Origin of the sequence: Caulobacter sp. BE264 (genome assembly GCF_031457805.1) — a bacterium.
In the GTDB taxonomy this organism is placed as follows: domain Bacteria; phylum Pseudomonadota; class Alphaproteobacteria; order Caulobacterales; family Caulobacteraceae; genus Caulobacter.
Genome location: NZ_JAVDXI010000005.1, coordinates 238998 through 264110, shown reverse-complemented (window position 1 = coordinate 264110; position 25113 = coordinate 238998). Strand labels below are relative to the sequence as shown.

At 67.9% G+C, this 25113-nt stretch carries 29 protein-coding genes and 2 pseudogenes; 23 read left to right on the top strand and 8 right to left on the bottom strand.

Translation table 11 applies throughout. The annotated features are described in order from the left end of the window. Positions 1-12: 12 nt before the first annotated feature. From J2X45_RS14100 to J2X45_RS14090, 3 genes are read left to right on the top strand one after another with little or no spacing between them, the layout of a single operon-like run. A complete protein-coding gene (locus J2X45_RS14100) occupies positions 13-1284 on the top strand; it encodes a pitrilysin family protein (protein ID WP_310215762.1) in 1272 nt (423 codons plus the stop codon). A gap of 17 nt (positions 1285-1301) precedes the next feature. Next, positions 1302-1880 (top strand): GNAT family protein, encoded by a 579-nt coding sequence (locus tag J2X45_RS14095; protein WP_310215760.1) that lies wholly within the window; start codon positions 1302-1304, stop codon positions 1878-1880. A 34-nt stretch (positions 1881-1914) separates the two neighbouring features. After that, positions 1915-3582 carry a bifunctional diguanylate cyclase/phosphodiesterase gene (locus tag J2X45_RS14090; RefSeq protein ID WP_310215758.1) on the top strand — a complete coding sequence of 556 codons (1668 nt, stop codon included), beginning with the start codon at positions 1915-1917 and terminating at the stop codon, positions 3580-3582. On the opposite strand, the gene J2X45_RS14085 is transcribed toward J2X45_RS14090, so the two are convergent. Continuing rightward, positions 3579-4166, bottom strand: coding sequence for a YqgE/AlgH family protein (locus J2X45_RS14085; protein ID WP_310215756.1), 588 nt, complete (start codon positions 4164-4166; stop codon positions 3579-3581). The genes J2X45_RS14090 and J2X45_RS14085 overlap by 4 nt on opposite strands. Positions 4167-4294: 128 nt before the next feature. Here J2X45_RS14085 and J2X45_RS14080 point away from each other — a divergent pair, with 128 nt between their 5' ends. Then, entirely contained in the window at positions 4295-4777 is a 483-nt protein-coding gene (locus J2X45_RS14080; protein ID WP_310215754.1) for a peroxiredoxin, read from the top strand. A gap of 33 nt (positions 4778-4810) precedes the next feature. On the opposite strand, the gene J2X45_RS14075 is transcribed toward J2X45_RS14080, so the two are convergent. After that, complete coding sequence (locus J2X45_RS14075; protein WP_310215752.1) at positions 4811-5254, bottom strand: MarR family transcriptional regulator; 444 nt, start codon at positions 5252-5254, stop codon at positions 4811-4813. 124 nt (positions 5255-5378) lie between these two features. Here J2X45_RS14075 and J2X45_RS14070 point away from each other — a divergent pair, with 124 nt between their 5' ends. Next, positions 5379-6359, top strand: coding sequence for an alpha/beta hydrolase (locus tag J2X45_RS14070; RefSeq protein ID WP_310215749.1), 981 nt, complete (start codon positions 5379-5381; stop codon positions 6357-6359). Between the two features lie 117 nt (positions 6360-6476). Here the strand turns inward: J2X45_RS14070 and J2X45_RS14065 are convergent, their stop codons facing one another. Then, positions 6477-8234, bottom strand: a complete 1758-nt coding sequence (locus J2X45_RS14065) for an acyl-CoA dehydrogenase (RefSeq protein ID WP_310215746.1) — start codon at positions 8232-8234, stop codon at positions 6477-6479. 197 nt (positions 8235-8431) lie between these two features. On the opposite strand from J2X45_RS14065, the gene J2X45_RS14060 reads away from it, so the two are divergent. Genes J2X45_RS14060 through J2X45_RS14045 form a run of 4 tightly spaced genes read left to right on the top strand, consistent with a single transcriptional unit; the run spans position 8432 to position 12737 of the window. After that, a complete protein-coding gene (locus tag J2X45_RS14060; protein WP_310215744.1) occupies positions 8432-9079 on the top strand; it encodes a YceI family protein in 648 nt (215 codons plus the stop codon). A gap of 33 nt (positions 9080-9112) precedes the next feature. After that, on the top strand, positions 9113-10396 hold the full coding sequence (locus J2X45_RS14055) for a YceI family protein (RefSeq protein ID WP_310215743.1): 1284 nt from the start codon (positions 9113-9115) through the stop codon (positions 10394-10396). After that, the gene (locus tag J2X45_RS14050) at positions 10327-11304 is read left to right on the top strand and encodes an L-threonylcarbamoyladenylate synthase (protein WP_310215740.1); all 978 of its coding nucleotides are present in this window, start codon (positions 10327-10329) and stop codon (positions 11302-11304) included. Before J2X45_RS14055 ends, J2X45_RS14050 begins: the two co-directional genes overlap by 70 nt. Before the next feature lie 23 nt (positions 11305-11327). Beyond that, complete coding sequence (locus J2X45_RS14045; RefSeq protein ID WP_310215738.1) at positions 11328-12737, top strand: FAD-binding oxidoreductase; 1410 nt, start codon at positions 11328-11330, stop codon at positions 12735-12737. On the opposite strand, the gene J2X45_RS14040 is transcribed toward J2X45_RS14045, so the two are convergent. Both J2X45_RS14040 and J2X45_RS14035 read right to left on the bottom strand, forming a co-directional pair. Beyond that, positions 12734-13030, bottom strand: coding sequence for a transcriptional regulator (locus J2X45_RS14040; protein WP_310215737.1), 297 nt, complete (start codon positions 13028-13030; stop codon positions 12734-12736). The genes J2X45_RS14045 and J2X45_RS14040 overlap by 4 nt on opposite strands. Beyond that, a complete protein-coding gene (locus J2X45_RS14035; protein ID WP_310215736.1) occupies positions 13027-13479 on the bottom strand; it encodes a hypothetical protein in 453 nt (150 codons plus the stop codon). The genes J2X45_RS14040 and J2X45_RS14035 overlap by 4 nt, the downstream gene beginning before the upstream one ends. 134 nt (positions 13480-13613) lie before the next feature. Here J2X45_RS14035 and yaaA point away from each other — a divergent pair, with 134 nt between their 5' ends. The 8 genes and pseudogenes from yaaA (at position 13614) to J2X45_RS13995 (ending at position 18947) form a co-directional block, all read left to right on the top strand. Continuing rightward, the gene (yaaA, locus tag J2X45_RS14030; protein WP_310215734.1) at positions 13614-14381 is read left to right on the top strand and encodes a peroxide stress protein YaaA; all 768 of its coding nucleotides are present in this window, start codon (positions 13614-13616) and stop codon (positions 14379-14381) included. A 98-nt stretch (positions 14382-14479) separates the two neighbouring features. Then, positions 14480-15277 carry a 3-hydroxybutyrate dehydrogenase gene (locus J2X45_RS14025; protein WP_310215733.1) on the top strand — a complete coding sequence of 266 codons (798 nt, stop codon included), beginning with the start codon at positions 14480-14482 and terminating at the stop codon, positions 15275-15277. 70 nt (positions 15278-15347) lie between these two features. After that, a complete protein-coding gene (locus J2X45_RS14020; protein WP_310215731.1) occupies positions 15348-16409 on the top strand; it encodes a patatin-like phospholipase family protein in 1062 nt (353 codons plus the stop codon). A gap of 9 nt (positions 16410-16418) precedes the next feature. After that, positions 16419-16850, top strand: coding sequence for an NUDIX hydrolase (locus J2X45_RS14015; protein WP_310215729.1), 432 nt, complete (start codon positions 16419-16421; stop codon positions 16848-16850). Continuing rightward, positions 16828-16974 (top strand): annotated as a pseudogene (locus J2X45_RS14010) (hypothetical protein); the annotation flags it as partial. The gene J2X45_RS14015 and the pseudogene J2X45_RS14010, both read left to right, overlap by 23 nt. An 82-nt stretch (positions 16975-17056) precedes the next feature. Next, the gene (locus tag J2X45_RS14005) at positions 17057-17824 is read left to right on the top strand and encodes a site-2 protease family protein (protein WP_310215727.1); all 768 of its coding nucleotides are present in this window, start codon (positions 17057-17059) and stop codon (positions 17822-17824) included. 64 nt (positions 17825-17888) lie between these two features. Further along, positions 17889-18671 carry an SDR family oxidoreductase gene (locus tag J2X45_RS14000; RefSeq protein WP_310215725.1) on the top strand — a complete coding sequence of 261 codons (783 nt, stop codon included), beginning with the start codon at positions 17889-17891 and terminating at the stop codon, positions 18669-18671. Between the two features lie 53 nt (positions 18672-18724). Further along, positions 18725-18947: pseudogene (locus J2X45_RS13995) on the top strand (hypothetical protein). 7 nt (positions 18948-18954) lie between these two features. Here J2X45_RS13995 and J2X45_RS13990 read toward each other — a convergent pair. Then, entirely contained in the window at positions 18955-19452 is a 498-nt protein-coding gene (locus tag J2X45_RS13990; protein ID WP_310215722.1) for a helix-turn-helix domain-containing protein, read from the bottom strand. Between the two features lie 85 nt (positions 19453-19537). Between J2X45_RS13990 and J2X45_RS13985 the strand changes: the two genes are divergently transcribed. Together J2X45_RS13985 and J2X45_RS13980 are read left to right on the top strand one after the other, a co-directional pair. After that, positions 19538-20191 carry a glutathione S-transferase family protein gene (locus J2X45_RS13985; protein ID WP_310215719.1) on the top strand — a complete coding sequence of 218 codons (654 nt, stop codon included), beginning with the start codon at positions 19538-19540 and terminating at the stop codon, positions 20189-20191. Positions 20192-20259: 68 nt separating this feature from the next. After that, positions 20260-21225 (top strand): nitronate monooxygenase family protein, encoded by a 966-nt coding sequence (locus J2X45_RS13980; RefSeq protein ID WP_310215717.1) that lies wholly within the window; start codon positions 20260-20262, stop codon positions 21223-21225. Here J2X45_RS13980 and J2X45_RS13975 read toward each other — a convergent pair. After that, complete coding sequence (locus tag J2X45_RS13975) at positions 21222-21977, bottom strand: Crp/Fnr family transcriptional regulator (protein ID WP_310215715.1); 756 nt, start codon at positions 21975-21977, stop codon at positions 21222-21224. The two genes, J2X45_RS13980 and J2X45_RS13975, sit on opposite strands and share 4 nt — an antisense overlap. 112 nt (positions 21978-22089) lie before the next feature. On the opposite strand from J2X45_RS13975, the gene J2X45_RS13970 reads away from it, so the two are divergent. Continuing rightward, positions 22090-22626 carry a hypothetical protein gene (locus J2X45_RS13970; RefSeq protein ID WP_310215713.1) on the top strand — a complete coding sequence of 179 codons (537 nt, stop codon included), beginning with the start codon at positions 22090-22092 and terminating at the stop codon, positions 22624-22626. On the opposite strand, the gene J2X45_RS13965 is transcribed toward J2X45_RS13970, so the two are convergent. After that, positions 22623-22850 (bottom strand): hypothetical protein, encoded by a 228-nt coding sequence (locus tag J2X45_RS13965; protein WP_310216060.1) that lies wholly within the window; start codon positions 22848-22850, stop codon positions 22623-22625. The genes J2X45_RS13970 and J2X45_RS13965 overlap by 4 nt on opposite strands. 162 nt (positions 22851-23012) lie before the next feature. On the opposite strand from J2X45_RS13965, the gene J2X45_RS13960 reads away from it, so the two are divergent. From J2X45_RS13960 to J2X45_RS13950, 3 genes are all read left to right on the top strand, one after another. Then, positions 23013-23441, top strand: a complete 429-nt coding sequence (locus J2X45_RS13960; protein ID WP_310215712.1) for a TIGR02301 family protein — start codon at positions 23013-23015, stop codon at positions 23439-23441. Positions 23442-23587: 146 nt separating this feature from the next. After that, positions 23588-24562 carry an SPFH domain-containing protein gene (locus tag J2X45_RS13955; protein ID WP_310215710.1) on the top strand — a complete coding sequence of 325 codons (975 nt, stop codon included), beginning with the start codon at positions 23588-23590 and terminating at the stop codon, positions 24560-24562. A gap of 4 nt (positions 24563-24566) precedes the next feature. Next, on the top strand, positions 24567-25028 hold the full coding sequence (locus J2X45_RS13950; RefSeq protein ID WP_310215708.1) for an NfeD family protein: 462 nt from the start codon (positions 24567-24569) through the stop codon (positions 25026-25028). Positions 25029-25113: the final 85 nt, after the last annotated feature.

Sequence of the window (25113 nt, the reverse complement as noted above, 5' to 3'; positions counted from 1 at the left end):
ATAGCGCGCCTCATGACCGCTTCCTTGCGCACCCTGAAGAACGGCGTCCGCGTCGTCTGCGACCCGATGCCCGGCCTCGAAACCCTGGCCCTGTCCGTCGTGGCGGGGCGCGGCGCGGCCTATGAGGACCCGGCGCGATCGGGCTGGTCGCACCTTCTGGAGCACATGGTCTTCAAGGGCGCCGGCGCGCGCTCGGCCCGCGACATCGTCGAGGTCATCGAGAACCAGGGCGGCTCGATCAACGCCGCCACCGGCTACGAGCGCACCAGCTTCCAGGTTCGCGCGCTGAAAGGCGGCCTGGATCTCGGCATGGACGTCGTCGCCGATCTCGTGCGCCGTCCGACGCTGGATCCCGCCGATCTGACCCGCGAGAAGCAGGTCGTCGCGCAGGAGATCGCCGAGGCCGCCGACGCGCCCGACGACTACGTCTTTGACCTGATCCAGCGCGCCAGCTGGGGCGACCATCCCGTGGGCCGTCCGATCCTCGGATCCGACGAGACCGTCAACGCCGCCAGCGTCGAAGCGCTGTCGGACTGGCGCGCCGACCTCTACGCCGCCGACCGCCTGGTGATCGCGGCGACGGGCGCCGTAGAGGAGGATCAGCTGATGGCCGCCGCTGAGCGGGCGTTCGGCGACCTTCCGGCGACGCCGGGCGCAGCGGTTCCGCAATCCGCCACCTTCGTGGGCGGTCCGCAGGCCGAGGCCCGCAAGCTCGAGCAGGTGCAACTGGTGTTCATGCTGCCGGCCTGCGGCGCGCGTGAGGATGACTACTTCGCCTTGCGGATCTTCGCCGAGTGCCTGGGCGGCGGGATGTCTTCGCGCCTGTTCCAGGAGGCGCGTGAGAAGCGCGGTCTGGCCTACAATATCGACGCCTACGCTGACACCTACGCCGACCACGGCGCGCTGGGGATCTACGCTGGCTGCGCGGCGAGCGACGCGGTCGAAACCGCCAAGGTTTGCGCCGACGAGCTGCTCAAGCTTGCCGATCGGATCGAAGAGGCCGAACTCGCGCGGGCCAAGGCGCAGTTGAAGGCGCACATGTTCATGGCGCGCGAGCAGCCGCTGTCGCGCGCCGAGCAGGGCGCAGGACAGATCCTGCTGTTCGACCGTCTCTACCCGCCCGCCGAGCTGGCGCGGGAGGTCGATGCGGTGACCTCGGAGGACGTGGCGCGACTGGGGCGCAGGCTGCTGTCGGCCGGCCGGGCGGCGACGGCGGTGCTCGGCGCAAAGTCGGCCCTGAAGGCGGGCGAAGCCTTCGACAAGGCGTTGTTCTCGGCGGCCTGACGGTCGAAGATAGGTCCGTGTCCGCCCTACTGCCGTTTCTGAGCCCTCGTCCCCGTCTGCAATTGCAGGGCGGCGCGGTCTATCTGCGGCCCCCAACGCCGCGCGACTACAAGCCCTGGGCGGCCCTGCGCGCCGAATCCCGGGCCTTCCTGGAGCGCTGGGAACCGACCTGGCCAGAGCACGATCTCAGCCGAGCAGCCTTCCGCGCGCGCTTGGCGGCCTACGCCCGCGAGCTGGAGTCGGGCGAGGCGTACCCCTTTTTCATCTTCCGTCGCGAGGACGACGCGTTGTTGGGCGCGATCCGGTTGTTTCACGTGCGGCGTGGTGTCGCTCTGACCGGAACCATCGGCTACTGGCTGGGTGAGCCCTATGCGCGCCAAGGCCACATGGCAGACGCCGTCCAGACCTTGATCCGTTTCGCCTTTCACGGCCTGGGCCTTCACCGCTTGGAGGCCGCATGCATGCCGGAAAACCACGCCTCGGCCGCGTTACTCGCGAAATGCGGGTTTTCTGAGGAGGGATATGCGCGCGCTTATTTGAAAATTAACGGCGCTTGGCGAGATCATCGCCTATTCGGCTTGGTGGCGCCCGAGTAGCGCTGCGGCTTTCGCCGAACTGGTCAGGACGGGTATGTCTTTTCGGACAGGCGAGCGACGGATCTGGGACGCGACGGCCACGCTTGAGGCGTTGGGCGCGGCGGACGTCGCCCTGTGGATCTGGGAGCCCGAGACCGACCGCCTGCGCCTGAACGGAGCGGCTCGCGCCTTGGGGTTGGGCCCCCTGGCTCCTGAGTGCTCATCGGCCGCCTTCCGCGCCTTGGCTCTGCCGCAGGATCGCGCCCAGGCCGAGGAGGTGCTGAAGCCTCGCGAGCCGGGCAGTGAAGTCGTGGCGCGCTTCCGCGTGCGCGGCGGCGAAACGTGCCTCTGGCGCGGCGTCTGGCTGGAGGAGGGCGTCCGCGCTGCGGGCGTCGTCGCCCCCGAAACGAAATTCTCCGCGTCCGAACTCTGTGATCTGACAGGACTTCTCGACCGTCGCAGCTTTATCGCCCGTGCGCGCGAGCGCCTCACTCAGGAAGGGACGCACCAACTGGTCGTCGCCGACCTCGACCGCCTGCGTCGTCTGAACGAGGCCCTGGGTCACGAGCGCGCGGACCTGGTCCTGGCGGCTCTGGGCTCGCGCCTGGCCGCAGCCTTTCCGGCGCAATCGATCCTGGGCCGTATTGGCGAGGATGAGTTTGCGGTGCTTTGCGAGCCGCGCGGTTTCGAGCCCGCCGAAGTTCTGCGTAGCGCGCTGGAGCAGCCGCTTCGCGTGGCCGGCTTTGATATTCACCCGACCTTGTCGATCGGCGCGGTCTCGGCCGAAGGCGGCCTGGACGCGCCCGACGCGGCCGAGCTGCTCCGTCGGGCCGAGCTGGCCGTCGAAGCCGCCGCCGCCGCAGGGCGCGGCGGAGCGGCCGCCTACGGCCGTTCGATGGAGACCGACGGGCTCTCGCGCCTGGCCCTGGAGGCCGACCTGCGGGGCGCCATCGGGCGCGGCGAGATCATGCCTTACTTCCAGCCGATCGTGCGCCTGTCGACGGGCGCGCTTTCAGGCTTCGAGGCGCTCGCCCGCTGGATCCATCCGCGCCGAGGCATGCTGCCGCCGGACGAATTCCTGCCGCTGATCGAAGAGATGGGGCTGATGAGCGAGCTGGGCGCGCACATGATGCACGCCGCCGCCCAGCAGCTGTCGACCTGGCGAGCCGCGCACCCGGCGATGGGAAACCTGACCGTCAGCGTCAACCTGTCGACGGGCGAGATCGATCGCCCCGGCCTCGTCGCCGACGTGGCCGAGACCCTGCGGGTCAACCGCCTGCCAAGGGGCGCGCTGAAACTGGAAGTCACCGAAAGCGACATCATGCGCGACCCCGAGCGGGCCGCCGTGATCCTGAAGACGCTGCGCGACGCCGGCGCGGGCCTGGCGCTCGACGATTTCGGCACCGGCTTCTCGTCGCTGTCGTACCTGACGCGCCTTCCGTTCGATACGCTGAAGGTCGACCGCTACTTCGTCCGCACCATGGGCGCCAACGCCGGCTCGGCCAAGATTGTCCGCTCGGTGGTCAAGCTGGGCCAGGACCTGGATCTGGAGGTCGTCGCCGAAGGCGTCGAGAACGCCGAGATGGCGCACGCCTTGCAGTCTTTGGGCTGCGACTATGGCCAGGGCTTTGGATACGCGCCGGCCCTCTCGCCGCAGGAAGCCGAGGTCTATCTCAACGAGGCCTATGTCGACGGCGCGGCGCCGGTTAAGGCGCGGGGCTAAGCCCGGCCCGCCGTGGCCGACAGGTGATCGGCCGTAATCCCGAGCTTCGCCAGCGCGCGCGTCCACTTGTGGTCGTGGTCCTCGTCGAACAGCAGGCCCTCGTCGGCGTCGCAGATCAGCCAGACATTGTCGCGCAGCTCCTGCTCCAGCTGTCCCGGCCCCCAGCCGGCGTAGCCGAGCGCCAGAAGCGACTTGCGCGGGCGCTTGTAGGCGCTGGCCATGGCGTCCAGCGCATCGCGGGTGGCGGTCAGGGCGACGCCGTCGGCGACGGCCAAGGTCGAGTCCGGCGAGTTGAAGTCGTCGGTGTGCAGCACGAAGCCGCGCTCGCGCTCCAGCGGTCCCCCGAGCAGCACCAAGTCGCTCGGCGCCTGGATATCGGATCTCACGCCCAGGCGGTTCAACAACTCGAACACCGTCAGCCCTTCGACGGGACGATTGACGGCCAAACCCATGGCGGCCTCCTCGTCATGAGCGCACAGGTACAGCACCGTTCGCTCGAAACGGGGATCGTCGATGCCGGGCATGGCGACAAGCAGCCTGCCGATCAGGAACTCGCCGTCGTCGTCGTCGATTAAGCTGACCATGAGCGGAGCATTGGCTTTCGTTGTGACAGTTTCAAGTCGGACGCGCCATGAAAGCGTGCTTGGCGACCGCTGCGGCGGAGTCTATTCGAGTCCCCCTAACTTCACCCCCCACACGAGGAAACAGGCCCATGGCGATCAAGGTTGGCGACACGCTCCCGGCGGCGACTTTCATGACCAGCACGGCTGAAGGGCCCGCACCGATCACCACCGACGATATCTTCAAGGGCAAGACCGTCGCGCTGTTCGCTGTCCCCGGCGCCTTCACCCCGACCTGCTCGGCCAAGCACCTGCCGGGCTTCAAGGAAAAGGCCGATGAGCTGAAGGCCAAGGGCGTCGACTCGATCGTCTGCGTCTCGGTCAACGACGTCTTCGTCATGAAGGCCTGGGGCAAGGACCAGGGCATCGACGGCGAGGTCCTGCTGATCGCCGACGGCAACGGCGATTTCACCAAGGCCATCGGTCTGGACTTCGACGGCAGCAAGTTCGGCATGGGCGCGCGCTCGCAGCGCTATTCGCTGGTCGCCAAGGACGGCGTCGTCACCCAGCTGCACGTCGAGGAGGCCGGCCAGTTCAAGGTTTCGTCGGCCGAGTACCTGCTGGAACAGCTGTAAGCTTTAAGGGCGCGGCGGCCTCCGCCGCGCCCCTCAGTCTCGCACGATCGCCTCGTGCAGCGCCTGGATCCGCTGGTTCAAGGCGCCCAAGGCCTCGCCGTCCATGCCGGACCGCTCCAGCAGGGCCTTGTTCAGGCACCCCGACTGGCCCAGCAGGGCTCGGCCCGCTTCCGTCATCGTCACCTCGACCTTGCGCTCGTCCTCGAGCCCGCGCCGCCGCATGACCAGGCCGGCGGCTTCCAGGCGCTTGACCAGCGGCGTCACGGTGCTGGACTCAAGGTCCAGCCGCGCCGCGATCGCGCCGATGGTGGCGCCGTCGCTCTCGCCCAGCGCATTCAGCACAAGATACTGCGGATAGGTCAGGCCCATCGCGTCCAGCAGGGGCTTGTAGGCCCGGGTGATCGCCATACTGGTGGCGTAGAGGGTGAAGCAGATCTGCTGATCCAGGGGATGCGGGGGCGGCGTCTTCGTCGTCATGACTCTTTCTTATCACAAAAAAGATATCGCAATAAATAAAATGCTGGACAGGCGTTCGGCACTGGCGCAGGTCTAATTCATTATCACAATAAACATTATTGCGAACGTGAAATGAGGGATGATCATGAGCCAGTCGAACCAAGCTTCCCGCCGGGGTGTGATGACCGCCGGCTTCGGTCTCGCCGCCGCCGCCGCCTCGCTGGGCGCTTCCGCCCAAGCCGCGACCCCCGCGAAAAAGCCCGTCGCCTCGCCCCACGCCGCGAACCGCGCCGAAAGCGGTTTCGTCACCACCAAGGACGGCGTGCAGATCTTCTACAAGGACTGGGGCCCCAAGAGCGCCCAGCCGATCGTCTTCCACCACGGCTGGCCGTTGTCGTCGGACGACTGGGACGTCCAGATGATGTTCTTCCTGCTGAAGGGCTATCGCGTCATCGCCCATGACCGCCGGGGTCACGGCCGCTCGACCCAGACCGACACCGGCAACGAGATGGACACCTACGCCGCCGACGTCATCGCCCTGGCCGACCATCTGGACCTGAAGAACGCCTTCCACGTCGGCCACTCGACCGGCGGCGGCGAGGCCATCCACTACGCCGCCCGCGCCAAGCCCGGCCGCGTGGCCAAGGTCGTGCTGGTCGGAGCGGTGCCGCCGATCATGCTGAAGACCGCCGCCAATCCCGGCGGCCTGCCCATGGAAGTCTTCGACGGCTTCCGCGCCGCCCTGCTGGCCAACCGCGCCCAGTTCTTTCGCGACATCCCCGAAGGCCCGTTCTTCGGCTTCAACCGTCCCGGCGCCAAGGTCAGCCAGGGCCAGATCGACAACTGGTGGCGCCAGGGCATGATGGGCGGCGCCAAGGCCCACTACGACTGCATCAAGGCCTTCTCGGAAACCGACTTCACCGACGATCTCAAGGCGGTCGATATCCCGGTCCTGATCATGCACGGCGAGGACGACCAGATCGTCCCGATCGCCGACAGCGCTCACCTGGCCATCAAGCTGGTCAAGAAGGGCGTGCTGAAGACCTATCCGGGCCTGCCCCACGGCATGGCGACCACCCATCCGGAAGTGATCAACGCCGACCTCCTGGCCTTCTTCAAGGCTTAGGCCGAGCCAAGCGGAACCTCGTCCTTCGACAAGCTCAGGATGAGGTTCCTATTGGGCTGACATTCGAAGTCGTCCTCACCCTGAGCTTGTCGAAGGGCGAGGGCGGCTTCGTGGCGTCTAGGCCCCCAGCACTTCGGGCGTCATCGTCTCGAAATCCGCTGCGCCGATCATGACGCCAGCGGCCGCGCCCGGAACCTGCGCCAGGACCGACTCAGTGAACACCCGAGCGAGGGCGCGCTTGCTCTCGGCCCAGGCGGTGTCGGCTTCGCCCGCAGCCGCCAGAGCCCCCTTGGCGAGCATCCAGCCGCCCACGGTGTCGCCGAGCAGCTTCTGATAGGCCGTGGCGCCCGCCAGCGCGTCTGGCATGGCCTTGGCCCGGCGCTCGATCAGCCAGGCCGTCGCCGAGGCGGCGGCGTCGAGCGCGGCCTCCAGGCGCAGACCCACGCCCTTGAGGTCAGAGGCCTTGAGCAGGTCAATCGTGTCGCGGATGTCGTCCATCAGGTCGCCGACGGCCTGGCCTTCGCCCAGCATCAGCTTGCGGCCCACCAGGTCGATCGCCTGGATGCCGTTGGTGCCCTCATAGATCGGGGCGATGCGGGCGTCGCGATAGTGCTGAGCGGCGCCCGTCTCCTCGATGAAGCCCATGCCGCCGTGGATCTGCACGCCCTGCGAGGCGACCCAGACGCCGACATCGGTCGACCAGGCCTTGGCGATGGGGGTCAGGAGCTCCTCGCGCAGCTTGGCGGCGGTGCGGGTCGCCTCGTCCGGCGCGGCGCGGGCCAGGTCGGCGGCGACGGCGGTCGACAGGCAGATGCCGCGCGCGGCCTCGATATGGGCCTTCATCAGAACGAGCGTGCGGCGAACGTCCGGGTGGTCGAACAGGCGCGCGGGATAGGCGCCGGTCCAGGCTGAGCGGCCCTGGGCGCGGTCCTGGCTGAAGGCCAGCGCCTGCTGATAGGCGCGCTCGGCGATGGCGGTCCCTTGCGTCCCCACCTGGAGGCGGGCGGCGTTCATCATCACGAACATGTTGGGCAGACCTTGGCCGAGACCGCCGACCAGCTCGGCCTTGGCGCCCTCGAACAGCATCACGCAGGTGGGCGAGCCATGGATGCCCAGCTTGTGCTCCAGGCCGCCCGCCCGCAGGGCGTTGGCTTCGCCCAGCTTGCCGTCGTCGCCGACCAGCACCTTGGGGGCCAGGAACAGCGAAATCCCCTTCACCCCGGGCGGGGCGTCGGGCGTGCGGGCCAGGACGAGGTGGACGATATTGTCGGCGGCGTCGTGGTCGCCCCAGGTGATGTAGATCTTCTGACCGGTGATCCGCCAACCGCCGTCGCCATCCGGGGTGGCCATCGTGGTCAGGGCGGCCAGATCCGAGCCGGCCTGAGGCTCGGTCAGATTCATGGTGCCGGTCCATTCGCCCGAGACCAGCTTGCCCAGATACTTGGCCTTCTGTTCGGGCGAGCCGCACAGTTCCAGCGCCTCGATCGCGCCCAGGCTCAGCATCGGGCACAGGCCAAAGGCCATGTTGGCGGCCTGAACCATCTCCAGCACCGCGACTTCCAGGGTCTTGGGCAGGCCCTGGCCACCGTGGGCGACCGGCGCGGCGAGGCTGGTCCAGCCGCCTTGCGCGAACTGCTGATAGGCGTCGGCGAAACCGGGCGCGGTGCGCACGACGCCGTTCTCCAGCTTCGCGCCGACCAGGTCGCCTTGCCGGTTCAGCGGGGCCAGGATGTCGCTGGCGAAGGCGCCCGCCGCCTCCAGGACGGCGGCCACCGTGTCAGCGTCGGCCTCAGGGAAAGCGTCGGCCAGACGCTCGAAACCGGCCACATGGCGCAGGGAGAAGGCAAGATCGCGGACAGGCGCGCGGAAAGTCATGGGAGAAGCTCCAGATCGTCCCCCGTCTTAAAGCCCAGCGCCGGGCGCCGCCAAGCGCTCGGCGCCTCATCAGCGGACAATGTGGCGGGCCCATATCACGCGCTCGTGAACGCGGCGGCCTTCAAAGCTGTGCTGGAGTTCCTAAATCGGGGAACTGCAACTAGCGCTGTTTTAATTCTCTCTGGAGCGCCTCCCCGATGTCTCGTCATTTTTCCCTGTCCAAGGTCGCCTATGGCGCCGTCGCCGTCGCCCTGCTGACGGCGCCCGCCGCCTTCGCCGCGCCGGGCGTCAGCTCGACCAAGCCTGCTGACCTGCCGGCCGGCCGCTATGTGCTCGACAAGACCCACGCGTCGGTGGTGGGCAAGATCAAGCACATGGGCTTCTCGAACTACCAGTTCCGCTTCACCAAGGTGGACGCCGAGTTCACCTACGATCCCAAGGCCCCGCAGGACGCCAAGATCAAGGTGACCGTTGATCCCGCCTCGATCGACACCGCGACGGGCGCTGACGAGTTTGGCCTGAAGTTCAACAAGGAACTGGCCGGCGATGGCTGGCTGGAAGCCAACAAGTTCCCGACCGCCACCTTCGTATCGACCAAGGTCGAGCCGGGCGCGGGCCAGACCGGCAAGGTGTATGGCGACTTCACCCTGCACGGGGTGACCAGGCCGATCGTGCTGGACGTCACCTTCAACGGGGTCGGCTCGGGCTTCGCGCCGGGTAGCGTCAAGACCGGCTTCTCGGCCATGACCACGATCAAACGCTCGGAGTTCGGCGTCAGCAAGTATGTGCCGCTGGTCGCCGACGAGGTTGCGCTGAGCATCGAAGTCGAGTTCGACAAGAAGTAAGCCTATCGTCTGACAGGGATCTGGGAGAGTCGCATGGCCGAGAACCGGACGCGCTACACGACGTTGGCGATCGTGCTGCATTGGCTGATCGCCGCGGCCATCATCTTCCAGATCATCCTGGGCTGGCGCGCGGGAGACGGACCCAAGGGGCCCGCCACCTTCGCCATGATGCAACTGCACAAGTCGATCGGGATCACCATCCTGCTGCTCAGCCTAGCGCGTCTGGGCTGGCGCTGGGTCAATCCCGCCCGGCCGGCGCCGGTGGGACAGCCCCGCTGGGAGCAGATCGCCTCCAAGGTGGTCCATGTCGGCTTCTATGTGATCATGATCGGCCTGCCATTGACGGGCTGGATCCTGGTCTCGACCAGCCGGACGAACCTGCCGACGATCCTGTTCGGCGCGATCCCATGGCCGCACCTGCCGCTGCTGCCGGACCTCGCCGCCGGTCCCAAGCACCTTTGGCACGAGATCGGCGAGATCGGTCACGGGGTGCTGGTCAAGACTACCTACCTGCTTCTGCTGCTGCACCTGGGGGCAGTGGCCAAGCACCAGATCCTCGACAAGGACGCGGTGTTCCAGAACATGGCGCCGGGCGCCAAGCCGGGCTGGAAGGAGCCGCGCCTGTGGCTGGCCGCCGCCGGCTTTGCGGCGATCGTCGCCGCCGGTTATCTCTATGCGCCGAACACCGCGCCCGCCGCCCCGCCGCCCGCGCCTGCCGAGGCGGCTCCCGTCGCCGAGCCTGTCGCCGCGCCCGACGCTTCCGCGGGCCCGGCTGGCGCGCCTGCAGCCGCCGCCACCCCTCCGGCGAGCGCGCTCAAGGATCCGGTCGCCTGGAGCGTCCAGAAGGGCGCTGCGCTCGGCTTCACCGCCACCTGGTCGGGCGCGTCCATCGAGGGCCGCTTCCAGCGGTGGACCGCCGACATCCAGTTCTCGCCCGAGGCGCTGGACCGCTCGAAGGTCGTGGTCGGCGTCGACCTGGCCTCGGCCGAGACCGGCGACGCCCAGCGTGACGCCAGCCTGACGGGCGAGGACTTCCTCGACACCGCCGACCATCCTAAGGCCGTGTTCACCGCGACCAAGTTCCGCAAGACCGGCGAGGGCAAGTACGTCGCTGACGGCAGCCTCGACCTGCGCGGCGTGAAAAAGCCGCTCAGCCTGCCGTTCTCGCTGAAGATCGATGGCGACACGGCGACCGCCAGCGGTGTAACGACCCTCGACCGGACAACGTTCGGCGTGGGACAGGGCGAATGGGCTTCGACGGACGAGATCGCGGCGCAGGTGACGGTGAGCTTCAAGCTGACCGCCAAGCGGAAATAGACGCCGCCGCCGAGGCGCTGCGCGCTGGCGGGCTGGTGATCCTGCCCACCGAGACCGTCTATGGCCTGGGCGCGAACGCCGCCGATCCCGCCGCCGTGGCCGCGATCTTCGAGGCCAAGGGCCGGCCGCGCTTCAACCCGCTGATCGCCCACGTCGCCGACCTCGAGACCGCCGCGCAGATCGCCGCCTTCGACGATCGCGCCTACGCGCTGGCCCGTGAGTTCTGGCCGGGCCCCCTGACCATCGTGGCGCCGATCCGAGACGCGGGGGCCGTCTGCGACCTGGCCCGCGCAGGCCTGGACACCGTGGCGATCCGCGTGCCGGGGCATCCCACCTCGCGCGCCGTGCTTGCCGCCTTCGGCGGGGCCGTCGTCGCGCCGTCGGCCAATCGCTCGGGGCGGCCCAGCCCCACGACCTATGCCGACGCCATGGCCGAGACCGGCGACAAGGCCGCCGCCAGCCTGGACGGCGGGCCCTGCGCCGTCGGCCTGGAATCGACGGTCGTCTCGGTGCTGGACGGCGAGGTGCGGCTCCTGCGGCCCGGCGCGGTCACGCGCGTGCAGTTGCAGCAGATCGTCGGCCGCCTGGCTGAGGCGCAGGACGACGCCAAGCGCTCGCCGGGGCGGCTGGCCCTGCACTATGCGCCCGACGCGCCGGTGCGGATCAACGCCAAGGCGCCGGAGGCCGGCGAGGCCTACCTGGCCTTTGGTCCCTGGCCCGAAAGCGCGCGCGTTTTCAATCTCAGCCCGACCGGCGACCTCGCCGAGGCCGCCGCCAACCTGTTCGCCTTCCTGCGCGCCGCCGACCGCATCCGGCCCTCGGCCATCGCGGTTGCGCCGATCCCCGAGGAGGGCCTGGGCGAGGCGATCAACGACCGCCTGCGTCGCGCGGCGGGCTATGTCGGTTAGCACCAGAGGCGTATGATCGCATCATGACCAAGCCCGTCCCCGCCGATGTCGTGTCCCGTCTGAAAGCCGTGCTCGGCGAGGGCGGGTGGAGCCAGGATCGCGACGTGATCGCGCCCAAGCTCGTGGAATGGCGCGGACGCTGGCAGGGCGAGACGCCGCTGCTGGTCACCCCGCGCTCGACCGCCGAGGTCGCCGCCGTGGTCGCGATCTGCGCGGCCGAGGGCGTGGCGATCACCCCGCAGGGCGGCAACACCGGCCTCGTGGCCGGCCAGATCCCGCGCGGCGAGATCCTGCTGTCGACCCAGAAGCTGACGGCGATCCGCGATGTCGATCCGATCGACGACGCCATGGTGCTGGAAGCCGGCGTCACCCTGTACGAGGCCCATCAGCAGGCCGCCAAGGTTGGTCGGCGCTTCACCGTCGGCGTGGCCTCGGAAGGCTCCTGCACGATAGGCGGCCTGATCTCGACCAACGCCGGCGGCACGGCCGTTCTGCGTTACGGCATGATGCGGGAGCAGGTGCTGGGCATCGAAGCGGTGCTGCCCAACGGCGAGATCTGGAACGGCCTCAAGCGGCTGCGCAAGGACAACACCGGCTATGACCTGAAACAGCTGCTGATCGGCGCCGAGGGCACACTGGGGATCGTCACCGCCGCGAGCCTGAAGCTGCACGCGCCGCTGGCCTCACGCGCCGTGGCGATCGTGGGCCTGGCCTCGCCGGCGAACGCCATCCAGCTTCTGGCCCGCGCCAAGGACGAGACTGGCGGCGCCGTGGAGGCCTTCGAGCTGATGGGCCGGCTGGGCTTTGAGCTGACCGTCCGCAACGTGCCGGGCCTGCGCGACCCGCTGCCCGAGGCGCACCCCTGGTATGTGCTCATCGAGATCGCCAGCGGCGAACCGGGCGCGGCCGAGGCGGCGTTGGAACGCCTGCTGGCCGGCGCCCTGGAGCGCGGCCTGATCGCGGATGCGGCGGTGGCGCAAACGGAGACGCAGATGAAGGCCTTCTGGCACATCCGCGAGGGTCACTCCGCCGGCCAGAAGCCGGAGGGCGCGGTCTGGAAGCATGACGTCTCGGTGCCGGTCTCGAAGATCCCCGACTTCATCGGCCAGGCCAATGCGGCGATCGAGAAGGCCTTCCCAGGAACCCGCATCGTCGCCTTCGGCCATGTGGGCGACGGCAATGTCCACTACGACGTCTTGCAGCCCGTCGGCGGCGACGGCGACGCCCACGAGGCCCAGCGCGAAGCCGGGGCCAAGATCATCCACGACATCACCGCCGCTTTCGGCGGCTCGATCAGCGCCGAGCATGGCCTGGGCGCGATGAAGACCGCCGAGGCCCTGACCTACAAGGACCCGATCGAGGTCGCGGCCCTTCGGGCGATCCGCAGGGCGCTGGACCCCAAGCGGATCATGAATCCGAGGGTGCTGTTCTAGCCCTCGGGAACCCCCGCCATCATGGCCTTCAATGCCGCAAGGTGGCCCTTCAGCGCCTTGCGTCCGTCGCCGGTCAGCGCCAGCCAGGTGCGCTGGCGGCCGTCCGAGGCGGCCTTCTTCACCCGGACGTAGCCGGCCTCTTCCAGGGTCTTCACGTGCTTGCTGAGCACCGATTCCGAGACGTCGAGCGCCTCACGGACGGTGGCGAAGTCGATGGTGTCCACCGCCGCCAGCATGCAGCACATCTGCAGGCGGTTGGGGGCGTGGATCACCGGATCAAGCGCTCCGCTCACAGGCGGCCGCCGTCGCGAAGATCGGCGCGGAAGGCGGCTTCCCAGACAAAGCCGCCGATGGTCACGATCACCGCGATCAGCCCCGCAAACACGAAGGGGGCCAGGGCCTCATTCCGGGTGTGGAACAGCCAGGCCGACAGCAGCATCAGGCCGGTTGTGATCGTCGCCAGCCCCACGGAGACCCACCGCGTCCGTCCGGCGCGATAGCCGCTGACCCAGAGGCCCGTGCGCTTGATGTAGGCGCGAACCAGCAGGATCAGACCGGCGATGAACACGGCGTAGTAGGCGTACATGCCCGGAACCGGCGCGGCCTGGACGGCGCAAAGCCCGCCCATCAACAGCCCCAGGGCCGGATGATACCAGACCGGCGCCCTGACGCGCTCGGCGAGGTCGGCGTTGGCGGCCTCAAGTTCGGCCAGCATGCGCAGGGCGTCTTCGTCTCGGGTCATGGCGATCTCCTCACTTTCCAATATGGAAACTCATGGCACCCGCTTTCCATGTTGGCAAGTGAAAACTTTCCATCATGGAAAGTAAATTGTCTCGGGCCTAGCGCCGGGACGCCTAAGCCTCTATCTCCCCGGCCATGCTGATGGTCATCTCGCCCGCCAAGTCGCTGGACTTCACCGCGCCCCAGACGGTGCTGCCGCTCACGACGCCTGAGCTGAAGCCTCAGATCGCCGAGTTGGCCAAGGTGGCGCGCAAGCTCACCGCGCCCGACCTGAAGCGCCTGATGCATATCTCCGACGCCCTGGCCAAGCTGAACCGTGAGCGCTTCCAGGCCTTTGATCCGGAGGTCGAGGACGGTCTGCAGGCCGTGATCGCCTTCAATGGCGACGTCTATGCGGGGCTGAACGCCCGCGAGCTGGACCGCCCGGCCCTGGAGTGGGCGCAGGACCACCTGCGGATCCTGTCGGGGCTCTACGGCGTGCTCCGCCCGTTCGACGCCCTGCAGCCCTATCGCCTGGAGATGGGCACGCGCCTGAAGACCAAGAAGGGCGCAAACCTCTACGACTTCTGGGGCGAAACGATCTCCAAGACGCTGAACCAGGCGGCCGAGGGGCACGCCGATCCGACCCTGGTGAACCTTGCCAGCCAGGAGTACTTCGGCGCCGTCGACGCCAAGGCCCTGAAGCTTCCCGTCGTCACCTGCCACTTCAAGGAAGAGAAGGGCGGCGAACTGCGCGTGCTGGGCTTCTTCGCCAAGAAGGCGCGCGGCCGGATGGCGCGCTACATCATCGACAACCGCATCGACAAGGCTGAAGGCCTCAAGGGGTTCGACCTGGACGGTTACCGTTTCCAGCCGTCGCTTTCGACCGATGCGGACTGGGTTTTCGCTCGCCCGCAGCCCTGAATTCATCTATCGATGAATTTATAGGCGCTCGCCCTTCGCAGGGGCGAGCTATATGCTGCACCGCAACACGATAGGGCAGCACTTCAGGGAGCGCGCGCATGGCCGTCGATTTCGGTTTGCAGGGGCAGGTCGCCATCGTCACCGGCTCGACCAGCGGCATCGGCCACGCCATGGCCGACGCGCTCGCGGCTCAAGGCTGCAACATCGTCATGAACGGTCTCGGTGAAATGAACGCCATCGAGCGCGCCCGCGCCGAGATGGCCGAAACCCATGGCGTCGAGGTGCTCTACCACGGCGCCGACATGACCAAGCCGATCGAGATCGCCGACTTGGTCCGCGCCGCCAAGGCCGAGTTCGGCGAGCTGGACATCCTCGTCAACAACGCCGGCGTCCAGCACGTGGCGCCGGTCGAGGACTTCCCTGACGACAAGTGGGACCTGATCGTCGCCGTGAACCTGTCCTCGGCCTTCCACGCCACCAAGGCGGCGGTGCCGATCATGAAGGAGCAGGGGCGGGGCCGGATCGTCAACGTGGCCTCGGCGCACGGCCTGGTGGCCTCGCCGTTCAAGGCCGCCTATGTCGCCGCCAAGCACGGGATCATGGGCCTGACCAAGACGGTCGCCCTCGAGGTCGCCCAGCATGGTATCACCTGCAACGCCATCTGCCCGGGCTTCGTGAAGACCCCGCTGGTCGAGGCCCAGATCGCCGATCAGGCCAAGGCGCGCGGTATCTCCGAAGAAGCGGTGATGAAGGACGTGATCCTGGCCAGCCAGCCGACCAAGCAGTTCGTCACCTTCGGCCAACTGAACGGCATGCTCCTCTACCTGGTCTCGGACCTGGGGGCCTCGGCCAACGGCGCGGCCTATCAGATCGACGGCGGCTGGGTCGCCCAATAGTCCCGTTTTTCGGGCGCCAAGCGCCGGGAGGAAGCGTTACTGATCGGGGGCTGGTCCTTCGAGAGGTCGCATGCCGATTCCACCGTTCAAGAAAAAGCCCTCGGGCCCCAAGGGCCTGAGCCTCGCCTTGCAGGGCGGCGGCGCGCATGGCGCCTTCGAGTGGGGCGTGCTGGATCGCCTGCTCGAGGAAGACGATCTGGAGATCCGCGCCGTCACCGCCGCTTCGGCCGGGGCGATGAACGCGGTCTGCCTGGCTCAAGGCCTGATCGACGATGGCCGGGCGGGGGCGCGGGCGCGACTTGAGTCGTTCTGGCGCAACGTGAACCGGGCCGGCAGCCGCAATGTTTTCGGCGACACCAGCATCTGGACCAACGCGTTTGGCGGCGGCGTCGACTGGCTGAAGAACACCCCTGGGTGGCGGATGGCCGAGACCCTGGCCCTGTCGCTCAGCCCCTACGAATTCAACCCGTTCAACCTCAACCCGCTGCATGACGTGCTGGAGAGCGAGGTCACCTTCAGCCGCATCCGGGGCGAGAGCCCGCTCAAGCTCTACATCTCGGCCACCCAGATCCGCACCAGCAAGTCGAAGGTCTTCCGCGAGACCGAGCTGACCTCGCGCCACATCATGGCCAGCGCCTGCCTGCCGCAACTGTTCCAGGCGGTCGAGATCGACGGCGAGCCCTACTGGGATGGCGGCTTCCTGGCCAATCCGCCGCTGTGGCCGCTGTTCTACGACGACACGCCCGACGACATCCTGATCGTCACCCTCAACCCGTTCGTCCGCGAGGAGACGCCGAAATCGCCGGGCGAGATCATGGATCGTCTGAACGAGATCACCTTCAACGCCTCGCTGGCCTCGGAGCTGCGGGCCATCGGCTTCGTGCAGAAGCTGCTGGACGAGGGGCTCCTGAAGGACAACGCCCGGGGCCGCTACCGGCGGATGCTGGTCCATGCCATCACCGCCGACAAACCGCTGGCGGACCTGTCGCTGTCGACCAAGTTCAACACTGAGTGGAGCTTCCTGACCGATCTGAAAGAGCGGGGCCGGGCGGCGACGGACGCTTGGCTGGCCGATTGCGGCGATTGCGTCGGCGAGAAGTCCAGCGTCGATCTGAAGGTCGGTTTCCCGTAAAGCTAGGGCATGAGCCATCCCGTTCCCACTGTCGGCGTTGTCTGTCTCCGGGGCGAGGAGGTCCTGCTGATCAAGCGCGGCACGCCGCCGAGGCTCGGTCAATGGAGCGTGCCTGGCGGCCGCCTCGAATGGGGCGAGACCCTTCAGGACGCGGCGCTGCGTGAACTCAAGGAAGAGACCGGCGTTGACGCCGACTTGCTGGGCCTGATCGACGTGATCGACGGGGTCTTTCCGGCGCGGCCGGGCGGGGAAATCACCCGCCACTACGTGCTGATTGACTACGCCGCCCGCTGGACCGGCGGTGAGCCCCTGGCCGGCGATGACGCCGCCGAGGCGCGGTTTGTCTCCCGCGAGGAGGCCATGGAGCTCGTTGAGTGGGAAGAGACCCGGCGGGTCATCGCTGAAGCGTTCGAGCGGTTTGGGGGACTCCCTCTCCCATAGGGAGAGGGTCGGGGAGAGGGGTTACGGTGTCGGACGGAGGGCCGGCACGCCGTCGAGCCTCGTAACCCCTCTCCCTCCCACCGCTTCGCGGCGGGCCCCGCCCTCTCCCTTTGGGAGAGGGGTTTGTGGTCGCCCTTCCAAACCTCCGCCCGCCGCCCAACCAGTCTCCGCTTGCGCTCCTGGCCAAGGTCCCCGACATCACAGTCATGAGCCTCGTCGAAGTCCCCGCCCGGCCGCGCGCGCCGATCAGTCCCAACGCCCTGATCCTGATCGCCGCCGTGCTCGGCCTTGGGTGGGCGGTGGCCAGCGGGGTCGAGCCGCTGGGGATCGTCACCTTCGCCTTCGTGGCCGCCGCTTGGGTGCTGAGCGTCGGGATCCATGAATTCGGCCACGCCTTCACCGCCTACAAGGCCGGCGACACCACGATCGTCGAGAAGGGCTATCTGACCCTCGATCCGCTGAAGTACTCGGACCTCTTCACGACGATCATCATACCGCTGGTCGCCCTGGCCCTGGGCGGCATCGGCTTTCCGGGCGGGGCGGTCTATCTGCGCGAGGATCTGATGCGCTCGCGCGGCTGGCGGTCGCTAGCCTCGCTGGCCGGGCCGCTAGGGACGCTGGTGGTGCTGGTCATCATCGCCGTCAGCCTGCCGCTGGCGGCCGCCAGCCCGCCGCTGTTCAACGCCCTGTCGCTGCTGGCCATGCTGCAGGCCAGCGCGCTCGTTTTGAACCTGCTGCCCGTCCCGGGTCTCGACGGCTATGGCGTGATCCGACCGTTCCTGCCCGACGGCGTCCAGGCGCGGATGGTCAAGGTCGAGCGGGTCGGCTTCCTGATCCTGTTCGCGCTGATCTTCTGGGCCCCCGGCGTCAGCGAGTTCATCTTCGCCGCGGCCCTGACCATCACCGACCTTTTGGGCGTTTCGCGGCCGGCGATCGGCGACGGCTGGCGAACCTTCCACTTCTGGGGCTCTTGACCTTCGGCCCCTGAGTCCTTCTCCTTCAAACAAGCGTTTCAAGAACAATGAGGGAGGGTTCGTCATGGCCTATGCGCCGTTCAACCTGTCGGGAAAGGTCGCCCTGGTCACCGGCGGCAACCGGGGCATCGGGCTCGGCATGGCCAAGGCCATGGCGCAGGCCGGGGCCGACATCGTCATCTGGGGCTCAAACCCCGAGCGCAACCTGGCCGCCGAGGGCGAACTGACCGCCCTGGGCGTGCGGGTGAAGGCCCAGACCGTCGACGTCTCCAACGAAGCCCAGGTCCGCGAGGGCATGGAAGAAGCCGTCGCCGCCATGGGCCGGGTCGACAGCGTCTTCGCCAACGCCGGCATCGGCTATGGCTCGCCCTCGTTCGTGGACATGAGCACCGAGGTCTATCGCAAGGTTCTGGCCGTCAATCTGGACGGGGTGTTCTTCACCCTCCGCGAGGCCTGCCGCCACATGGTCGAGCGCGCCAAGGCCGGGGACCCGGGCGGCTCGCTGGTCGGCGTCGCCTCGCTGGCGGCCATCGAGGGTGCGGCCCGCAACGAGGCCTACGCCGCCACCAAGGGCGCGGTGATCTCGATGATCAAGTCGGTCGCCGTCGAGCACGCCCGCTACGGCGTTCGCGCCAACGCTATCCTGCCCGGCTGGATCGCCACCGACATGACCGCCGGCGCCCAGGCCAATTCGGCCTTCGCCGAAAAGGTCATTCCGCGCGTTCCGGCCCGCCGCTGGGGCGAGCCCGAGGACTTCGGCGGCATGGCCGTCTATCTGGCCTCGGACGCCTCCAGCTATCACTCGGGCACGACCCTGGTGATCGACGGCGGCTATTCGATCTTCTAGAGCGCGGTTTAATGGACTCTCAAGTCCATTAAAACCTGATGTAAAACAGGGGCTTGCGTGGACGGCCCGTCAGTGTGAAGCTTCCTCCCACGGCAGCCGGGACGACAAGATCCGGGCGCCGACGAGGAAACGAGAGAGATGACGCCCCAAGACGTTGTCAGTCTGGCTCCGCCGCGCGGCTTCCTGTTGATGCTGGCCCTGGCCGTCAGCAGCATGCTGGCCTGCTTCTGGACGCATGGCGCGGACCTGGAAGCCGAGCTGGTTCGGCGCGACTAGAAGCCGCTCACCCGGCTGACGTTTCGGCCAGCACCCGCTCGTAAGCGGCCTGCAGTTCCACGCTCACGCGCCGGGCCGGCGACGGTGCGCCCAGGTGGATCGCTCTCAGCTCGTCCATGAACGCGGCCCACATCTCGGGCCCGCCCGCCTCAAGAAGCTCGGCGCGGATCGCCAGGAGCGGCGTGGTCGGCGTATGCCGCCGCCCCCAGGCTCCCATCTGCGCCATCAGCGGCACCAGCTGGATCGAAGGTTCGGTCAGGCTGTAGACCGCCTTCTGCTTGTGGCTGGGGTCATCGACCCGCGACAGCAGTCCATTGGCCACCAGGCGCTTGAGCCGGTCGGCCAAGACGTTCGAGGCGATCCCTTCCTCCGACTGGCTCAAGAGCTCGCGATAGTGGCGACGGCCGCCGAACATCACGTCGCGCAGCACGATCAGGCTCCAGCGGTCGCCCAGCACTTCCAGCGTCAGGTTGATCGGGCAGCCCGACCGCAGGGTGTTCGACATCGTCGCATCCAAAACTGCTTGCGATGTAGGATTGGTATGGCTAGATGGCAACTGCTTGCAAAGTGCAATCAGATTGAGGCCGCCTGTGACCTTGTCGCTCTACGCCCATCCGTTCTCGTCCTACTGCCAGAAGGTGCAGATCGCGTTCTACGAGAACGCCATACCCTTCAGCTATCGCTTGCTGGGCCCCGAGGATCCCGCCGCGATGGAGGAGCGCCAGGCCCTGTGGCCGCTGGGACGCTTTCCGGTGGTCGTCGACGACGGCGTCACGGTGGTGGAGTCCAGCATCATCATCGAGCACCTGCAGCTCTTTCACCCGGGGCCCGTAAAGCTGCTGCCGGACGACCCCAGGGCGGCGCTCAAGGTGCGGTTTCTGGATCGGTTCTTCGACAACTACGTGATGACGCCGATGCAGGTCCCGGTGTTCGAGTCCCTCCGGCCGGACGGCGGCCGTCCGGAGGCGATGGCCGAGGCGGCGGTCGCGCTGGATAAGGCCTACGCCTGGCTGGAAGAGCATCTCGAGGGTCCGTGGGCGGCGGGCGAGGATTTCACGATGGCGGACTGCGCGGCGGCGGCGTCGCTCTTCTACGCCGACTGGGTGCGGCCGATCGGCGAGGCGTTCCCGAAGGTCCGAGCCTATCGGGCGCGCCTCTTGGTCCGGCCCTCGATCAGCCGCTGCGTCGAGGAAGGCCGACCCTATCGGCATTTCTTCCCGCTGGGCGCGCCCGATCGGGACTGACCTCGCGGCAGGCTTGTGAGGCGGCGGCCACGCCCTGATCCTCGCCCGATAAACGGGGAGAAACGACCATGGGCCTGCGCACGCCGCTGTGTGATCTGCTGAATATCGCGCATCCGATCCTGTTGGCCGGGATGGGCGGCGTGTCCTACGCGCCCCTGGCGGCGGCGGTCTCGAACGCGGGCGGCTATGGCGTGCTGGGCATGGCCGGCACCAGCCCGGACTTCATCCGCGCCCAGATGCGCGAGGTCAAAAGCCTGACCGACAAGCCGTTCGGCGTTGACCTGCTGGCCGCCACGCCCGACGCGCTGACCGCCAGCGTCGAGGTGATTATCGAGGAGGGCGCCTCATCGTTCGTCGCGGGCCTGGGCGTGCCCCTGCCGATCATCGAACGGCTCAAGGCCGCCGGCCTGAAGGTGATGGTCGTCTGCGGGGCGGTGAAACATGCGGTCAAGGCCGAGCAGGCCGGCTGCGACGCGGTGATCTGCCAGGGCGGCGAGGGCGGCGGCCATACGGGCCTCGTCGGCACCCTGCCGCTGGTGGCCCAGGCGGTTGAGGCGGTGAAGATCCCGGTGGTCGCCGCCGGCGGCCTGCATGACGGACGGGGTCTGGCGGCGGCCCTGGCGTTGGGCGCGCAGGGCGTCTGGATGGGAACGCGGTTCATCGCCTCGCACGAGGCGCACGCTGGCGATCTCTACCGTCAGGCGGTGGTCGAGGCGGCGGACGAGGACACCGTTCGCACCCGCTGCTACTCGGGCAAACCGATGCGGGTGAAGAAGAACGCCTATGTCGACGACTGGGAGTCGCGCCCGGCCGACATCCAGCCCTTCCCGCAGCAGGCCATGGTCTCAATCCGCAACGGCGCCATGGGCGGCATCGGCGGGCAGATCGACGGCCTGGACGCCGACAAGTCGTGCTTCGCCATGGGCCAGAGCGCCGGCGGCGTGCGCGAGGTCTTGCCGGCTGGCGAGATCGTGGCGCGGCTGATGGCCGAGGCCGAGGCGGCGCTGACCAGGGCCTCGTCTTTCAGGACCTAAAGCTCGACCTTCGGCAATAGCCGGTGGAAGTGGGCCTCGACGGCGTCGTGGCATTCGCAGGCCCGCTTCTCGAGGGCGGAGCGATCCAAAACCTCCACCCGGCCCCGGCCGATGTGGATGATCCGGGCGTCCTGTAGAGCCCGCGCCACCGCGCTGATCGTTGTGCGCTGCACGCCCAGCATCTGGGCCAGGGTCTCCTGGGTCAGGCGGATCGGCTCGTCGCCCGAGCGGTCGTGGGCGAACAGCAGCCAGCGGCACGCACGCTGCTCGATCGGATGCAGGGCGTTGCACGCCACCAGTTGCATCATCTGGGCGATCATCACGTCCGCGTAGCGATCGAAGAGGTCCGCGACGGCGGGGACGCCGGTCTTGATCTGTTCCAGCCGTTCGGTCGGTATGCTGAAGGCCCGGCCCGGCGTGCGCACCACCGCGCGACCATAGGCGGGCTTGTAGCCGGCGCTGACGACGCCGCCGATCGCGCCTTCCAGTCCGACGCTGGCGGCTTCGATCTCCTGACCGTCGGCGGTGACCACCAGCAGCGACACCTGGGTCGGGCCGCAGGGCAGGTAGGTGGTCTCGACGTCGTCACCGGAGTCGAACAGCACGGCGTCCAGGGCGAGTCCGACGGGCGTAAGGTGCGGGGCCAGTTCGGCCAGGGCGTCGGGGCGCAAGGCCGCCAGCAGTCGGTTGGCGGTGAAGTGCGGCGTCTCGCCGTCGGCGGCGGCGCGGATGTTGCGAGCGATGGCGGTCATCGGGACCTCCCAGCGGTTAAGTCCCTAAGAAGCGCGCCACGCACGGCTTAGTTTCCCGTGGACGTCGAGACTCTTCCGAAGCAGGCTGACGCTGATCGCGGGGGAGAAGGCGATGATCGCGCGAAAGCACCTGAGGCGTCGGCTAAGCCAGTACGGAGCGCTGTGGCTGGGCGGCTTTGTCGGTACGCTGGCGGTGATGGCCGTGATGGTCTTTGGCGTGCGTACGCCGCTGGCGGCCGCCGACCTCGTCCTGCCGATAGCTCTGGCCCTGCTTGGCCTTGCGGTGATCGCCGGCGTCGTAATCACGGTGGTCAAGGACATAGGCCTGTCGACCAAGTCGTTGATCACCGCCCTGGCGCTGCTCCTGGTGCTGCCGCTACTGTGGGCGCCGGTGCTGGCGGTGGTGGTCACCGCCGCGATCGCCGGGGCGTCGGTCGAGTACTCCACCGTCTATGCCGAATTCCGGATCGCGGTCAGCAACCTGATCTATCCGCTGGTCGCCATGCTGGGCGAAGACCCGCTGATCAGCTTCGTCTGGCAAGCGTTCCAGGTCGTCGCCTCCGTCGTCGGGGCGATCGCATCGACCTTACAGGTCTGGCGGTTCGTCAAGCCGCTGCTGTACGGCCCCGACGAAGTTGAGACCGCTTAGCTGAGAAGCGTCGGGCCCGGGAAGACCCAGTCCTCTTCCTGTTCATGCAACATCACCGGCAGGCCAAGGCCCGCCGGATACTCCGCCAGGCGCCGGACGGCCGCCTGGGCCTCGCTTCGCGTTTCATAGGCGCCGAACCGAAGGTTCTCACCGACGATCGCCCAATGGTCGCCAACGCGCACCACGCCGTAATGCACCTCAGTCATGGTCAGACCTCCTTGCAGTATCCACAGGGAAGACCCGATCCGTGGCGATCGCAAGGCCTTTATTTGGCGAGGTTTTTTCCGCACTGCGGCAAAACTTGTCCCCAAGCGCCACCGTCCATGGGTTCGCGCGTTGGGAGGCGTGGTCGTGACAGGGCGGCTGGAGTTGGCGATAACCGAGGCATGTCGCGTCCGCTTCTCATCGGTGTCTGCCTGGCGAGCCTGATCGCCGCTCCGGTCCTGGCCCAGGAACGGGCGCCCGAGGATCGCCAGCGCCTGTTGGATCTGGCCTATGCGCTGGGGGAAAGCCACGCCCTGCGTCAGGTCTGCCAGGGCGAGAGCGACCAGCATTGGCGGTCGCGGATGGTGCGCCTGACCGAGGTGGAACAAGCCGACCAGGCTTTCGACGCGCAGATGCGCGAACGTTTCAACACCGGCTTCGCCTCGCGCCGTAGTGAGTATCCGACCTGCGACGACGCCAGCCGCAAGGCCGAGCAGGCGGTGGCGCGCAAGGGTCAGGCGCTGGCCCTGAAGCTTTCCCAGACCATGCGCGAGGTCCGTGGCGTCGCGCCGACGCCAGATTCCGTGGCGATCGAGACCGGCGCGCGCTAGAGCCTTTTCCCTTCGAATGGACTCATTCGAAGGGCGCAAAAGGGCTCTATTCCAAACATTTTGAGCGTGGTGGCCGCCGAAACCGCTCACGCTTTCGGCTATCACCCTCTAGTCTCCATCCAACTTCAAGTTGGGGAGCGACCGTCTTGGGCGGCATCGTCGTACTGGTTTTCCTGGCCTTCGCCTTCGTCCTGCTGGTCAGCGCGATCAAGATCGTGCCGCAGGGGCGCGAGTTCACCGTCGAGCGCTTCGGCCGCTACACCCGCACGCTGAAGCCGGGCATCACGATCCTCACGCCGTTCTTCGAAACGGTGGGCCGCAAGGTCAACATGATGGAGCAGGTCCTGGACGTGCCCCAGCAGGAGGTGATCACCAAGGACAACGTCTCGGTGAAGGTCGACGCCATCGTCTTCATCCAGGTGATGGACGCGGCGGCGGCCGCCTATCGGGTCGACAACCTGATGTACGCCATCACCCAGCTGGCCCAGACCAATCTGCGCACCGTGGTCGGGGCCATGGAGCTGGACGAGGTGCTCAGCCAGCGCGACGCGATCAACAGCCGCCTGCTGTCGACGATCGACCACGCCACCGGCCCCTGGGGGGTCAAGGTCGCGCGGATCGAGATCAAGGACCTCACTCCGCCCGCCGACATCACCAACGCCATGGCTCGCCAGATGAAGGCCGAGCGCGAGCGCCGCGCGGTGATCACCGAGGCCGAGGGCGAGAAGCAGGCCCAGATCGCTCGCGCCGAAGGCCAGAAGCAGTCGGCGATCCTGCAGGCCGAAGGTCGCCGCGAAGCCGCGTTCCGCGACGCCGAGGCCCGCGAGCGCGAAGCCGAGGCTGAGGCCAAGGCGACCGCCTTCGTCTCCGAGGCCATCGCCAAGGGCGACGTCAACGCGATCAACTATTTCGTGGCGCAGAAGTACGTCGAGGCCTTCGCCGAACTGGCCAAGAGCCCGCAGCAGAAGACCGTGATCGTCCCCGCGGATTTCGCTGGCCTGACAGGCACGGTCGCCGGGGTTGGCGAGCTGATCAAGTCGCTGGGCGCAGACACGCCGCGGGCCGCGCCGACGCCGCGGGGAGCGACCAGCGCCCCGGCGGGCGGCAAGCGCGGAGAGTAGCAGAATGGACGCGATCGCTGGCTTTCACGCCCTGCACCCGTTCTGGCTGTGGCTGGCCGTGGCCGCCGCCTTCCTGGCCGTCGAGGTCGCCACCGGAACCGGCTGGCTCCTGTGGCCAGCCGCCAGCGCCTTTGTCGTCGGAGCCGTCGCCCAGCTTCTGCATCCGAGCTTTGTGATCGAGCTTGGGCTGTTCGCCGCTCTGACGATCGCCTCGACCTATCTGGCCAAGCGCTTCCTGCGACCTGTTTTAGACGCGACGGGACCGGACCTGAACGACCCGATGCAGCGCCTCGTGGGCCAGCGCGGCCAGGTGCTTTCAACCTTCGAGCAGGGACGCGGCCGCGTCTTCATCGACGGCAAGGACTGGGCGGCCGAGACCGACGAGCCGATCCCGGCGATCAGTCAGGAAGTGGTCGTTGTCGGGGTCGACGGCGCGATCCTGAAGGTGCGCAAGATCCCGACCTGACTGGGCTGCTGACAGTTTGCGACGCACAGCCCTGTTATCCGGCCGCCGCGACACCATCTAGGCTCGCATCAGCGGGACAGAAGGG